Source organism: Coprobacter sp. (assembly GCF_982436375.1).
In genome coordinates, this window is sequence record NZ_CEWDCG010000070.1 from 1 (window position 1) to 13,339 (window position 13,339).

Sequence of the window (13,339 nt, forward strand, 5' to 3'; positions counted from 1 at the left end):
ATATTATATATGTTTTATAACAGAATTGTTATCTTTGCACACAAATTAAAAAATCTATTTATTACAACATGGCGAATGTGATAAAGTTAAAAAAAGGCTTGGATATACCTTTGGAAGGAAAGCCGGTCAAAGAGGTCGTTGATGCTCCGAGAAGCGAGTATTATGCTCTTATTCCGGATGACTTTCACGGGGTAATTCCTAAGGTAATTGTGAAAGCCGGTGATCATGTAGATGCGGGAACACCGTTGATGTATGATAAAAATCGCCCGGAAGTGAAGTTTGTTTCTCCAGTAAGCGGAGAAGTCGTAGCAATAAACCGGGGAGAACGACGTAAAGTGCTGGATATAACGATAAAGTCTGATAATGAACAGACTTATGTCGATTTTGGAAAAGTTGATTTGACGAAACTCTCGGGAGAACAAGTGAAAGAATTTGTTCTCAATGCCGGATTGTTTCCGTTCATTAAGCAGCGTCCTTATGATATAATCGCCAATCCGGAAGTATCTCCTCGTGATATTTTTGTTTCAGCTTGGGATTCTGCCCCTTTAGCCCCTGACTTTGCTTTTGTATCGAAGGGTGAAGAGAAAAATTTTCAAGCAGGATTGGACGCATTGAAGAAGATGACGGCAGGAAAGGTTTATGTAGGTATGTCAGTTCAAAATACGGTTGATATATCTGGGGTAGAAACTGTTCTCTTTGAAGGACCGCATCCTGCCGGGAATGTCGGAGTACAGATTCAGCATATTGCACCTATCAACAAAGGTGAAGTCGTTTGGACACTAAGTGCTTTTGACGTATTGTTGATAGGTCGGTTTTTTAATACCGGGAAAGTCGATTTTTCCCGAATCGTTGCCGTGACGGGATCGGAGATTGTTAAACCGATATATGTGCGTACTGTTGCCGGAGCTCGCTTAGACAGTATATTGGGAAATAACGTCAAAAAAAGTAATTATAATCAACGTTTTATAAGCGGGAATGTCCTTACGGGAGTAAAGGTCGATCCAATGGGGTATTTACGAATGCCTCATAGCCAGTTGACCGTTATACCTGAAGGCGATGATTGTAATGAATTTTTCGGATGGGCGACTCCCGGACTTGATAAATATAGTGTAAGCCACAGTTATTTTACATGGTTGTTGGGACGAAAAAAAGAGTATGCTTTGGATGCTCGTCTGCATGGTGGTGAACGGGCTATTATTATGTCGGGGGAGTATGATAAGGTGTTCCCGATGGATATTTTACCGGAGTTTCTGATTAAGGCGGTTATTGCTTTTGATATTGATAAAATGGAAAATCTTGGTATTTATGAGGTTGCTCCCGAAGATTTTGCATTATGTGAATTTGTTGACACATCGAAACTCGAAATTCAGAAAATTATCCGTAACGGACTCGATCAGTTAATGAAAGAGATGAATTAAGCAGACATAAACCTATTTAAATAAAACTCACATTGAAAGCTTTAAGAAATTATATCAATAGAATTAAACCTAATTTTGAACCGGGCGGGAAGTTTTCGATGTTTCAATCTGTCTTTGAAGGGTTTGAAACATTCCTTTTTGTCCCGAATACAACGTCAAAATCAGGTGTGCATATTCATGACAGCATCGATACGAAACGTACCATGACTGTAGTGATTATTGCTTTACTTCCGGCTCTGTTATTCGGAATGTATAATGTCGGTTATCAACATTATTTGGCGATAGGAGAGTTAGCTCAGACCGGATTTTGGATGACTTTCCTTTTCGGATTTTTAGCCGTACTTCCTAAGATTATCGTTTCTTATGTCGTCGGATTAGGAATCGAATTTGCGGTAGCACAAATGCGAGGACATGAAATTCAGGAAGGTTTTTTGGTTTCGGGGATTCTTATTCCGATGATTGTTCCTATCGACACTCCATTATGGATGATTGCAGTCGCTACGGCTTTTGCAGTTATTTTTGCTAAGGAAGTGTTCGGCGGAACAGGAATGAATGTATTTAATGTTGCTTTGATTACCCGGGCATTCCTTTTCTTCGCTTATCCTTCCAAGATGTCAGGTGATTCTGTTTTTGTTCGTACTTCCGATACATTCGGTTTAGGAGCTGGTCAAGTTGTAGAGGGTTTTTCCGGAGCAACTCCGTTGGGGCAGGTTGCAACATATACGGCGGCCAATGGTGATCTTACGTTAGTGAATATTTTGGGAGAAAAAATTTCTACTTTAGATTCTTTTTTAGGCCTTATTCCCGGTTCTATCGGAGAGACTTCTACGTTGGCTATTTTGATCGGTGCGGCGATTCTTCTTTTTACAGGAATAGCCAATTGGCGGATCATGTTTTCTGTTTTTGTAGGAGGCTTGTTTATGGGATATATTGCGAATCTTTTTGCTTCACCGACATATCCCGGCTCATTCCTTTCTCCATTGGATCAGATTTGTCTCGGCGGATTTGCTTTTGCTGCTGTGTTTATGGCTACCGATCCGGTAACAGGAGCACGTACGACATTAGGAAAATATATATACGGTTTTTTGATCGGGGTTATTGCTATAATTATTCGTGTATATAATAATGGTTATCCAGAAGGAGCTATGTTGGCAGTATTGCTGATGAATGTTTTCGCTCCTTTGATTGATTATTTCGTTGTGGAAGCGAATATGAAAAAGAGATTGAAAAGAGCTAAAACTAACGCATAAAAAAGAGAATCATGAACAAGCAGAGTAATGTATATACAATAATATATGCTTCGGTGATGGTGATCGTTGTTGCCGCCGTATTAGCTTATACAGCTTTATTGCTGAAAGAACCGCAGACTAAAAATGTGGAAATTGATAAAATGAAACAGATCTTGAGTTCGGTGAATATTGCATCCGATGCGACAAATGCTCAGGAACTGTATAAAAAGTATATAGTAAACACGTATGTCATCAATGCCGATGGAGAAAAAATCGATGGAGTAAATGCATTTGACGTAAATACGGCTAATCAGGTGAAAAAGGCCTCATCGGATAGAGAGTTGCCGGTTTTTGTCTGTAGATTGGAAGATGGTTCTGAAAAATATGTTATTCCGATGAATGGCGCTGGATTGTGGGGGCCTATCTGGGGATATGTTTCTGTCGATAAAGATGGAAATACCATTTATGGAGCTTATTTTGCACATCAGGGCGAAACTCCGGGATTGGGCGCTGAGATTGAGAAACCTATGTTTTCAGATCAGTATAAAGGTAAGCATTTATTTATTGACGGTGAATTTAAGTCGATTGCTGTAGAGAAAAAAGGACAGAAACCTGTCGATGGGGCTGAATATGTAGATGCTATCTCCGGGGGAACGATTACGAGTAAAGGTGTACAAGATATGATGAAAAATAGTCTTGAACCATATCAGAATTTTTTTAAGTCATTAAAATAAGTGGAGAAATAGATATGTTATCCAAGAAAAATAAAGAAATCCTTTTAGGTCCGCTCTCCAAAAATAATCCGGTCATAGTACAGATATTGGGTATCTGTTCGGCTTTGGCTGTAACGGCAAAATTGGAGCCGGCTTTTGTTATGGCAATTTCTGTAACGGCTGTTGTCGCTTTTGCTAATGTGATAATCTCGTTGTTACGCAATACGATTCCTAACAGTATTCGTATTATTGTTCAATTGGTTGTTGTCGCTGCGTTGGTGATCATTGTCGATCAGGTGTTGAAAGCTTATGCTTATGATGTAAGCAAGCAGCTTTCGGTGTTTGTAGGATTAATTATAACCAACTGTATATTGATGGGACGTCTTGAGGCATTTGCGTTGGGGCATGGCCCGTGGGAATCTTTTCTTGACGGAATAGGCAATGGTATCGGTTACGGACTGATCCTTGTTATTGTGGCTTTTTTTCGTGAGTTGTTAGGTTCTGGTACTCTCTGGGGCTATCAAGTCGTTCCTGACATATTTTATAAATGGGGTTATGAAAATAACGGGTTGATGATATTACCTCCGATGGCATTGATTACGGTAGCATGTATTATTTGGATACATCGTTCCCGAAATAAAGATTTGCAGGAGAAGTAACACATAATTAATGCAGTAGAAAATGGAAAATTTGAATTTATTTATTCGGTCTATATTCATAGACAATATGATATTCGCCTACTTTTTAGGTATGTGTTCTTATCTGGCGGTTTCTAAAAATGTGAAAACGGCGATAGGTTTGGGTATTGCAGTGACATTTGTTTTGGCAATTACCCTTCCTGTGAATTATTTGCTTGAAAACTATATATTGAAATCGGGTGCTCTTTCTTGGTTGGGAGAGGAGTATAAAGGTGTTGATCTGAGTTTCTTAAGCCTAATTTTGTTTATTGCTGTTATTGCCTCTATGGTACAGTTGGTAGAAATGGTAGTTGAGAAATACTCTCCCTCTCTATATGCTTCGCTAGGTATATTTTTACCTTTAATTGCCGTAAATTGCGCGATTCTTGGAGGATCGTTATTTATGCAACAGCGTGAATTTCCGAATGTAGGTACAGCTACCGTGTATGGTATCGGTTCTGGTATCGGTTGGATGCTTGCAATTGTAGGAATTGCAGCAATTCGTGAAAAACTGGCATATTCGAATGTTCCGGCTCCTCTTCGGGGTATTGGTATTACTTTTATTATAACCGGACTGATGGGGATTGCTTTCATGAGTTTTCTGGGGATTAAACTTTAATTGTATTCTAAAATTATAAACGATGATCGAATTAATGATGAGTAATCTCACTATATTGGCAGCAGTTGTAATCTTTTTAATATTAACTCTTTTGCTTGTTGCAATATTATTGTTTGCCAAAGCTAAGTTGACTCCTTCCGGAGAATTGAAGATACGTATTAACGGGGAGCGGGAGGTGATTACTTCTGCCGGTTCTACGCTGTTATCTTCTTTGGCTGCGAATAAGATATTTTTACCTTCTGCTTGCGGCGGTGGTGGAAGTTGTGGCATGTGTCGCTGTCAGGTAGAAGAAGGCGGTGGCGAAATTCTTCCTACAGAGGTGGGCTTTTTTACCCGAAAACAGATTAAAGATCATTATCGCTTGGCATGTCAGGTAAAAGTGAAAAATGATTTGGAAATAAAAATACCGCAATCAATATTGGGTATTAAGAAATGGGAATGTGAAGTCGTTTCGAATAACAATGTGGCATCCTTTATTAAGGAGTTTGTCGTTCGTCTGCCTGAAGGAGAAACATTGAATTTTCAGCCCGGTAGTTATATTCAGATTGATGTTCCTAAATACGATATTAAGTTTGCGGATATGGATATTGATGACAAATATCGTGATGAATGGGATAAATTTAAGATGTGGGGATTAGTTTGTAAAAACGATGAGGAAACTTATCGGGCTTACTCTATGGCGAATCATCCGGCAGAGGGCAATATCGTTATGCTAAATATTCGTATTGCAACACCGCCGTTCGATCGAAATACCGGAACATGGGCGGCTGGTATTAAACCGGGTATCTGTTCTTCTTACATCTTTTCGCGTAAACCCGGAGATAAAGTTACGGTTTCAGGACCTTATGGTGAATTTCATATTTTGAATACAAAGAGAGAAATGTTATATATTGGTGGAGGAGCTGGTATGGCGCCATTGCGTTCGCATTTGCTGCATCTGTTTAAGACATTGAAGACAACGGATCGCAAGATATCATATTGGTATGGAGCTCGTTCTCGCCGTGAGATTTTCTATGAAGAAGATTTTAGAGCTATCGAACGTGATTTTCCGAACTTCTCTTTCCATATCGCTTTGTCCGACCCTCAGCCTGAAGACAATTGGACAGGGTATACCGGTTTTATTCATCAGGTTATTTATGATCATTATTTGAAAGATCATGATGCTCCTGAAGATATTGAATATTACATGTGTGGTCCTGGACCTATGGCTAATGCTGTGAAAAAAATGTTATGGGACTTAGGAGTTCCTCGAGAAATGCTGATGTATGATGATTTTGGTGCGTAATTGTAAATGAAATATATCAGATACCCGGAGGTTTGCTTCGGGTATTTTTTTTGTGTTTGTTTTATGGTTGTTAAATTCGAATTTTGACCGAATAGGGGAATAATAAATATGATAGACAAAGGAGTTATTTAAAAAGTCGGAAAGTCCCTTTTTGTTATTTATAGTTTAAAAGTAAAAGGCGTGAAATCATCCTTATGCTTTGATAGAAAAAAGAAATAACCTCAGGTTTATTGAATGATATTTTATTAAAAACTTGCAAATTGTATGTTAAGAAACAAAGAGCAGAGGGAATAGCCTCTTATTAAGGGCAGTTTAAAAGCTACACGGACAAAGTTTGAGAAAAATTCATGTAAATACTCGGTTCTCTTTTCGATAAGGGATAAAAAGGGAGTGTGATGGTATTGAACTTATGCCAATAGATTCGAAAATTGTATTAACAGTATTGCAACCAAACGACACTCCTGCCCCTTTCAATAAGAGAACTTACTGATAACCGTCAACAACATTGTTATAGGCTGTAAGAAAACGCAAAAATAATCCGATAACGTTTTTCTTATTAAAAAATTTAAACTGACTCTAAGAAGATATTGCCTTGTCGAAGACTATTTTTTCACTTGTAATGCAGATAATATTTTAGAAAAAATCTCAGTATTGTCCTGTACTCCTCTGAATAATTGAGCTTGTGGCCCGTATGCATATACCGGAACCATAATAGGACTATGTCCGCTGGTTGCGAAATGAGCTTTAATAGATCCTTTTTCTATGTTTCCATTACTTAAAGACATGCCACCGGTTTCATGATCTGCTGTAATGATAACTAAAGTTTCTCCATTTTTATCGGCGAACTTTAAAGCTTCTTCTACAGCTTTATCAAAATCGAGAACTTCTCGGATCACATTTTCAATAACATTATTATGACTTGCCCAGTCGATTTGTGCTCCCTCTACCATCAGGAAAAATCCTTTTTTTGATTTGTTAGATAAGAATTTGATAGCTTGGGCCGTTGTTTCTTTAAGATAGTTCGGGTTACGGCCTTCGCTGATGAATTTGGCATTCATGTCATCACATATCAAGGCGATTTTTTCTGCTTCCATTGATAAGGGTAGATTTTTATAATCATGCAGTACTTTAAAATTTTTCTTTTTTAGTGCGTCTAATTTTTCTGTATTGTTTTTTTCAAAATCTTTTACACTACTTCCGGCAATGAATAATGCTTTAGTATTGACCAAATCTTCTAATATCTCTTTAGTCATATTTCGCTTGATCTGATGTGCGTAAAATGCCGATGGCGTAGCACCTGTTATTTTATCGGTAGTTACAATTCCTGTTGCATATCCGAGAGGGGACAAAATTTCTGTCATGTTCGGTAACTTATTGCCTAAAGAATCTACACCAATACATCCGTTTTTAGTTTTTTCCCCTGTTGCGTATGCTGTTCCTGAAGCTGCAGAATCAGTAATGAAATCACTGAGAGAGAATGTTTTTATTAAACCGATGTTTTTCAAATTAAAGATTGTCAATGTATTGTGATTTGCATACATTCCGGCCGATGCTTGAGCTAATCCCATGCCGTCTCCTATCAGTAAAATTACATTTTTAACAGGTTTATTTAAACCGTCATTTTTATAATTGGGTTTATAATCTGTGTGAAATTCCGTATTTTGGTATGAAGAAGGAGCTTTTGTCTTTTCTTTATTTTGTGAGAAAGCTACGGTTACACAAAAAAAGACAAATAAAAAAGAGAAAATTTTGTTTTTCATAATGGATTAACTAAAAGTGTTTATTTTAATTTTGATGTAAGCAAAGTTAATAAGTAAAAAACAAGTTTGTTATTAACGCGCTGTTAATTATTTACTACAAATGGATTAAATTATACATTCACAACGTTGGGGAATCGTTGGTTATGTGTTAGAAAAAAGAAGATAATATCTTATCTTTTGTTATATTTGTGTACTTATTTAAAAGATTGGTAAATTAAGATAGATTCATGAACCGAAAAATATTCTTTTCTCTATTAGTCGGTGTTTCGGTAATAGCCGAGACCGCTTTTGCTCAGATTTCCGGAGGTATAGATGATGCAATGATGCAAGGAATAAAAAACGCTTATAAAAATACATCGGCAGACAAGGCTATACGTAATGCATTAAATGCTAATAGCATACAGAAGTTGGCTGTAAGTGCGGATCAGAAGGATGTTATAGATGGATATTTTTCTGATCGGGTATATTCCCGTGGAGTTACTGATCAAAAAGCATCGGGGCGGTGTTGGCTATTTACCGGATTGAATGTATTTCGGGCGAAGATGATAGATAAATATAAATTACCGGAATTTGAGTTTTCCCAGAATTATAATTTTTTTTACGATCAGTTGGAGAAGGCTAATTTGTTTCTTCAAGGAGTTATCGATACACGTCAGAAGCCGATGTCTGATCAAATGGTCGAATGGTTGTTTAAGAATCCGTTGAGTGATGGAGGACAGTTTACCGGAATATCTGATATTATAGGTAAATATGGAGTTGTTCCGAAAGAAGTTATGAATGAAACATTTGCCAGCAATAATACTTCGCAAATGGCTTCTCTGCTGAAACTTAAATTACGGGAATATGGTTTGCAACTTCGTGAATTACCTGTTCAGACAGATATGGAGGATATAAAAAGAATAAAAACTGAGATGTTGGGCACTGTGTATCGAATGTTAGTGTTAAATCTCGGAGAACCGCCGCTTGAGTTTACTTGGACAAGAAAAGATATAAATGGAAAACCAGTGGAGACTAAACAATATACGTCGAAGTCATTTTATAATGAATATATAGGAAAAGATTTGACAAACGGTTATGTTATGTTAATGAATGACCCGACACGGGAATATTATAAGTTGTATGAAATAGATTATGACCGTCACATGTATGATGGTTATAATTGGAGATATGTAAATCTTCCAGTAGAAGATATAAAGAAAATGGCGATAGCATCTATAAAAGATAGTACGGCAATGTATTTTTCTTGTGATGTGACAAAGTTTTTAAATCGGGATAAAGGAACTTTGGATTTGAATAATTATGATTATGAATCATTGATGGGTACTACTTTCGGAATGAATAAAAAACAGCGTGTGCAATCTTTTGCGAGCGGCTCTTCACATGCGATGACTTTAGTTGCCGTAGATCTGGATGATTCGGGGAACCCGATAAAATGGTTATTGGAAAATAGTTGGGGGGCAACTAATGGATATAAAGGACATTTGATAATGACTGATCGTTGGTTTGATGAGTATATGTTCCGCCTTGTTGTAGAAAAAAAATATGTTCCTAAGAAAATATTGAATATTCTGAGTCAAACTCCGGTACGTTTACCGGCTTGGGATCCGATGTTTGCTCCAGAAAAGTAATGAACTGTATGAATATGGATACGATTCGTTGGGGAATTATAGGTTGTGGAGATGTCTGTGAAAAGAAAAGCGGACCGGCATTTTATAAAATAGAGCATTCTGAGCTGAACGCTGTAATGAGGCGGGATGCTGTAAAGGTCAAGGATTTTGCTCTCAGGCATCATGTTCAGAAATATTATACCGATGTTCAGGATATAATTTCTGATCCGGATATAGATGCGATATATGTCGCTACACCGCCGAATACGCATAAAGAATATTCTATAAAGGCAATGCGTGCAGGCAAGCCCGTGTATGTGGAGAAACCGATGGCGATGAGTTATGAAGAATGCCGTGAAATGATCGTGGTCGCTCGAGAAACCGGACAAAAGCTTTTTCCTGCGTTTTATCGTCGTGCATTACCATATTTTATTCAAATAAAGTCTTTATTAGAAAAACAAGCTATCGGGGATATTCTTTTGGTTACAGTTTCTCTTAATAAGACTCCGTTAGAGTCGGATCTCATTTCGGATAAACATTCTTGGCGAGTAGATCGGCAAATTGCAGGTGAAGGATATTTTTATGATCTGGCTCCTCATACGTTCGATATTCTCGATTTTCTTTTGGGGGAGATTGTGGATGCAAAAGGTTTCTCCGCTAATCTTGCCGGTTTTTATGAGGTGAAAGATACTTTTTCTGCTTCTTTTTATTTTAAGTCGGGAATAATAGGTTCAGGGCATTGGTGCTTTGCCGTTGCCTCGAATATGGAACGGGATATAGTAGAAATCATCGGTACGAAAGGGAAAATTGTTTTTGCAACATTTTCTTTTGCACCTATACGGTTAGAAACAGATTCTGGTGCCAAAGTTTTTGAGTTTATTCTTCCGGAGCATATCGAACAACCTTTGATTCAGAAAGTTGTAGATGAATTAAGGGGAGTCGGTAGTTCTCCTTCGACAGATGAAAGCGGAGCACGTACCGCTAGGGTGATGGATTGGATTTTAAAAGGAAAATGATGTCCTGATTAAAAGATCGGGACTATTGTTTTTTCTGTACTATTATCGTTTGACAATAAGTATAGATACGGTTGAGAAGTTGCTGAAAGATATATGCGATTAAAATACTTGTCAACAAATATAAGATTCCGATTGGTACTCCTAGATTTTGTTCTACGATTTTTTCTTCACCAATTAGGCCGAAAAAAGTTCCTCGTATAAATGAATGAATAGCAAACAGGTAAAAAGATATTTTACCCATAAATTCCCAGAATGATTTGATCGGAAAGTTTCGGAAAAGGGGAATGAATGCTAAAGGGTACAAAAGAGATGAAAATAACCAAAAATACGCATTGATATTACTACATAAAAATAGTATCATTAATATAATGGGAATTGAAGGTTTGCATGTAGTAACGGGTTTTTTAGCATAATAAATGCCTAAACAGAATATAGGCAACCATCCTATGCTATTGTATCGTAAGCGGAATAAGATATTTTCCCATCCCCAAAATATAGTTATTGCTTGTATAAACAATGCCGATAAACTTATTATAAGCAGAAACCGGTTACTTTTTTTATGTAATAAGAAAATATATATAATATATAATATATAATTGGAGTATAGCTCCGAAAAACCACCATGGACCGCTAACGACAAATTCTTTACCGGGAATCAATGTTTGTGTGAATGTTATAATGGATAAATATTCTCCGATGTGATCGGTCAGCGTTTCCCATAGGTCATTCCCATATTTTATCATTTTGACGAGTACAGAGAGCGGTATTAGCGGTATTATGACTTTCCAGAAACGTAATATTCTTTTCCAGATGAAATGTATTTTCTCTATATTGGAAAATTCTTTAGACGAATATTTTATCGTTAATCCATATCCGCTGAGAAATATAAATAAAGCGACTCCGTAATGTCCGAAAAAAGAAAAAAAGTCGGTGAAAAGGGAAGTGATGCTTATCGGTGAAAAGGAATCTATAACGGATTTAAGGTAATAATTGGTATTTTCGATGTTGAAAAAAAATTCATTTTCAATAGGGGCTTGGGTTTAATACATGATAAAAGTTATGTAAAACAATCAAAAGAATAGCCATTCCTTTGAATCGATTCGTGTCGTTGCATGATATAGGAGAAATAAGCATTTGTAATTTGTTATAAAGGCTAAGAAAAGAAAAGCATGAAAAACTGTTTTTTCATGCTTTTAATAGAAGTGACCCCGACAGGACTCAAACCTGTGACCTTCAGAACCGGAATCTGACGTTCTATTCACTAAACTACGGGGCCAAATGCGTGGCAAAAGTAAGAAATATTTGTAGCTTTGCAAAAAGTTTTTACGAAAAGTTTTTAATGCCTATGGATGTTCGTATAGAGAAAAGTTGGAAAGACCGGTTACAGAATGAATTTGATAAACCGTACTTTGAGCAACTTACTGATTTTGTTCGTCGCGAGTATAGAACTTCAACTGTATATCCTCCTGGAAATCAGATGTTCAGAGCTTTTGATATCTGTCCTTTTGATAAGGTAAAAGTTGTTATTTTAGGGCAAGATCCTTATCATGAACCGCGTCAGGCGCATGGGTTATGTTTTTCGGTGAACGATGGTATTCCTTTTCCGCCTTCTCTTCTCAATATTTTTAAAGAGATTGAGTCTGATCTTGGTATTCCTATGCCCAAAAGCGGAGATTTGACTCGTTGGGCTGATCAAGGTGTTTTGCTTTTAAATGCAACGTTAACAGTGAGAGCACATCAAGCAGGCTCTCATCAGAATAAGGGTTGGGAGCAGTTTACGGATGCCGTTATTCATCGATTGGCAGAAGAGCGAGAACACCTTGTCTTTATTTTGTGGGGATCATATGCACAACGTAAAGGGGATTTTATCGATCGTTCGAAGCATTTGGTTTTAAAATCTCCTCACCCGTCTCCTTTGTCTGCGCATAGAGGCTTTTTCGGTAATGGGCATTTTAGTAAGGCAAATGCATACCTAAAAGAGTATGGAATAGAGCCTATTCAATGGTAATAAAAATGGGAGAGATGGATATAAATATAGAAGAAAGGGTGCAGAAGGCCGTAGATCTTTTTAAGAGCGGGTATAATTGTTCTCAATCGGTTTTTCTCGCTTACAATGATCTTTTTGCTATCGAAGATACTTTGGCTGCTACATTGTTAGCTCCATTGGGTGGAGGTATGGGACGTCTGAGAGAGGTTTGCGGTGCTGTTTCGGCATCTTTTATGATAATCGGTCTTAAATATCCTGCGAATGATCCGAATGATAAGCCTGCAAAGACCCGTAATTATACTGCAGTTCAGGAACTGGCTGCTGAGTTCAGGAAGAAAAACGGATCGATTGTTTGTCGGGAGTTGTTGGGTTTAGTTCAAAAACAGGATGATCCTGAGCCTTCAGATCGCACGGAAGCGTATTATAAGCGTCGTCCTTGTGCCGATTATGTGGCAGTTGCAGCGCGTATTGTCGGGGAAAAATTGAAGAGTGAATAGCAGATATAATTAGAGAATAAATGCACCAGGAGTTATAAAGTTACATTATTGCCCTTGGTGCATTTTTATTATTATAGATTATTATGATGCTTATAGTCTTGTATTGATTTTTGATACTCTTTCCATGTATTATATTGTTCTTCGGTTAGTATCTTTTTAAGCTTTTTCTCTCTTTTCCGAGTCTCTTTTTTCAGTTTCTCAGGATTCTGTAGCGGTTGGGGATGGGGTCGCATCGGTACTTCATTAAAAAAATTTCTCATAGGGGGACGATCGGGAAATTTATCCTGATTTCTGTCAGGCATAGGAGGAGGCATTATTCCTTGTCTGTTTTTTCGTTGGACATCGATCGATTTTGCCTCTTTCAAATTTAGTTTGAATATTTTTTTGAATTGTTTTTCCGACAGTTGCAGAAGTTTGTCCATCTGTTCAGTCTTTTTCCTGGCTGTTAATTCAGGTGATAGTCGTTCTTGTGGAAAGCCTCTTTTTTCAAATGTTTGAGCTGCAATATCGGTTATGATATTACAGCAAAAC

Annotated in this window: 13 protein-coding genes and 1 tRNA gene; 10 read left to right on the forward strand and 4 right to left on the reverse strand. The window is 37.4% G+C overall.

What is annotated here, in order from left to right:
• The first annotated feature begins 68 nt into the window (after positions 1-68).
• From AC1WHX_RS05745 to nqrF, 6 genes are read left to right on the forward strand one after another with little or no spacing between them, the layout of a single operon-like run.
• A complete protein-coding gene (locus AC1WHX_RS05745; RefSeq protein WP_278715166.1) occupies positions 69-1,418 on the forward strand; it encodes a Na(+)-translocating NADH-quinone reductase subunit A in 1,350 nt (449 codons plus the stop codon).
• A 32-nt stretch (positions 1,419-1,450) separates the two neighbouring features.
• Complete coding sequence (locus AC1WHX_RS05750; RefSeq protein ID WP_009318798.1) at positions 1,451-2,668, forward strand: NADH:ubiquinone reductase (Na(+)-transporting) subunit B; 1,218 nt, start codon at positions 1,451-1,453, stop codon at positions 2,666-2,668.
• An 11-nt stretch (positions 2,669-2,679) separates the two neighbouring features.
• A complete protein-coding gene (nqrC, locus tag AC1WHX_RS05755; RefSeq protein WP_009318799.1) occupies positions 2,680-3,381 on the forward strand; it encodes an NADH:ubiquinone reductase (Na(+)-transporting) subunit C in 702 nt (233 codons plus the stop codon).
• Positions 3,382-3,395: 14 nt separating this feature from the next.
• Positions 3,396-4,019: an NADH:ubiquinone reductase (Na(+)-transporting) subunit D gene (locus AC1WHX_RS05760; RefSeq protein ID WP_022390879.1), complete on the forward strand. Its 624-nt coding sequence runs from the start codon at positions 3,396-3,398 to the stop codon at positions 4,017-4,019.
• Between the two features lie 22 nt (positions 4,020-4,041).
• Positions 4,042-4,656 (forward strand): NADH:ubiquinone reductase (Na(+)-transporting) subunit E, encoded by a 615-nt coding sequence (nqrE, locus tag AC1WHX_RS05765; protein WP_022390880.1) that lies wholly within the window; start codon positions 4,042-4,044, stop codon positions 4,654-4,656.
• A gap of 22 nt (positions 4,657-4,678) precedes the next feature.
• Complete coding sequence (gene nqrF / locus AC1WHX_RS05770) at positions 4,679-5,941, forward strand: NADH:ubiquinone reductase (Na(+)-transporting) subunit F (RefSeq protein ID WP_022390881.1); 1,263 nt, start codon at positions 4,679-4,681, stop codon at positions 5,939-5,941.
• A 602-nt stretch (positions 5,942-6,543) separates the two neighbouring features.
• Here the strand turns inward: nqrF and AC1WHX_RS05775 are convergent.
• Positions 6,544-7,701, reverse strand: a complete 1,158-nt coding sequence (locus AC1WHX_RS05775) for an alkaline phosphatase (protein ID WP_009318803.1) — start codon at positions 7,699-7,701, stop codon at positions 6,544-6,546.
• 227 nt (positions 7,702-7,928) lie between these two features.
• On the opposite strand from AC1WHX_RS05775, the gene AC1WHX_RS05780 reads away from it, so the two are divergent.
• Together AC1WHX_RS05780 and AC1WHX_RS05785 are read left to right on the forward strand one after the other, a co-directional pair.
• Positions 7,929-9,329, forward strand: a complete 1,401-nt coding sequence (locus tag AC1WHX_RS05780; protein ID WP_122338129.1) for a C1 family peptidase — start codon at positions 7,929-7,931, stop codon at positions 9,327-9,329.
• A gap of 8 nt (positions 9,330-9,337) precedes the next feature.
• Positions 9,338-10,324, forward strand: coding sequence for a Gfo/Idh/MocA family protein (locus AC1WHX_RS05785; RefSeq protein ID WP_367997362.1), 987 nt, complete (start codon positions 9,338-9,340; stop codon positions 10,322-10,324).
• Positions 10,325-10,881: 557 nt separating this feature from the next.
• On the opposite strand, the gene AC1WHX_RS05790 is transcribed toward AC1WHX_RS05785, so the two are convergent.
• Entirely contained in the window at positions 10,882-11,352 is a 471-nt protein-coding gene (locus AC1WHX_RS05790) for an acyltransferase family protein (protein ID WP_122338131.1), read from the reverse strand.
• A 175-nt stretch (positions 11,353-11,527) separates the two neighbouring features.
• Positions 11,528-11,600 (reverse strand) — tRNA-Arg (locus tag AC1WHX_RS05795).
• 69 nt (positions 11,601-11,669) lie between these two features.
• On the opposite strand from AC1WHX_RS05795, the gene ung reads away from it, so the two are divergent.
• Positions 11,670-12,332 (forward strand): uracil-DNA glycosylase, encoded by a 663-nt coding sequence (gene ung, locus AC1WHX_RS05800; RefSeq protein WP_122338136.1) that lies wholly within the window; start codon positions 11,670-11,672, stop codon positions 12,330-12,332.
• Positions 12,333-12,346: 14 nt separating this feature from the next.
• Complete coding sequence (locus tag AC1WHX_RS05805; RefSeq protein ID WP_009318808.1) at positions 12,347-12,808, forward strand: C-GCAxxG-C-C family protein; 462 nt, start codon at positions 12,347-12,349, stop codon at positions 12,806-12,808.
• A 71-nt stretch (positions 12,809-12,879) separates the two neighbouring features.
• Here AC1WHX_RS05805 and AC1WHX_RS05810 read toward each other — a convergent pair.
• Positions 12,880-13,339: hypothetical protein (locus tag AC1WHX_RS05810; RefSeq protein WP_481228976.1), on the reverse strand; the 460-nt coding region annotated here is incomplete at its 5' end.

What these genes read in the sequence shown, in the direction of transcription:
- AC1WHX_RS05745 (WP_278715166.1), top strand. Translation starts at nt 69, where the DNA reads ATGGCGAATGTGATAAAGTTAAAAAAAGGCTTGGATATACCTTTGGAA.
- nqrC (WP_009318799.1), top strand. Translation starts at nt 2,680, where the DNA reads ATGAACAAGCAGAGTAATGTATATACAATAATATATGCTTCGGTGATG.
- AC1WHX_RS05760 (WP_022390879.1), top strand. Translation starts at nt 3,396, where the DNA reads ATGTTATCCAAGAAAAATAAAGAAATCCTTTTAGGTCCGCTCTCCAAA.
- nqrE (WP_022390880.1), top strand. Translation starts at nt 4,042, where the DNA reads ATGGAAAATTTGAATTTATTTATTCGGTCTATATTCATAGACAATATG.
- nqrF (WP_022390881.1), top strand. Translation starts at nt 4,679, where the DNA reads ATGATCGAATTAATGATGAGTAATCTCACTATATTGGCAGCAGTTGTA.
- AC1WHX_RS05775 (WP_009318803.1), bottom strand. Translation starts at nt 7,701, where the DNA reads ATGAAAAACAAAATTTTCTCTTTTTTATTTGTCTTTTTTTGTGTAACC.
- AC1WHX_RS05780 (WP_122338129.1), top strand. Translation starts at nt 7,929, where the DNA reads ATGAACCGAAAAATATTCTTTTCTCTATTAGTCGGTGTTTCGGTAATA.
- AC1WHX_RS05785 (WP_367997362.1), top strand. Translation starts at nt 9,338, where the DNA reads ATGAATATGGATACGATTCGTTGGGGAATTATAGGTTGTGGAGATGTC.
- ung (WP_122338136.1), top strand. Translation starts at nt 11,670, where the DNA reads ATGGATGTTCGTATAGAGAAAAGTTGGAAAGACCGGTTACAGAATGAA.
- AC1WHX_RS05805 (WP_009318808.1), top strand. Translation starts at nt 12,347, where the DNA reads ATGGATATAAATATAGAAGAAAGGGTGCAGAAGGCCGTAGATCTTTTT.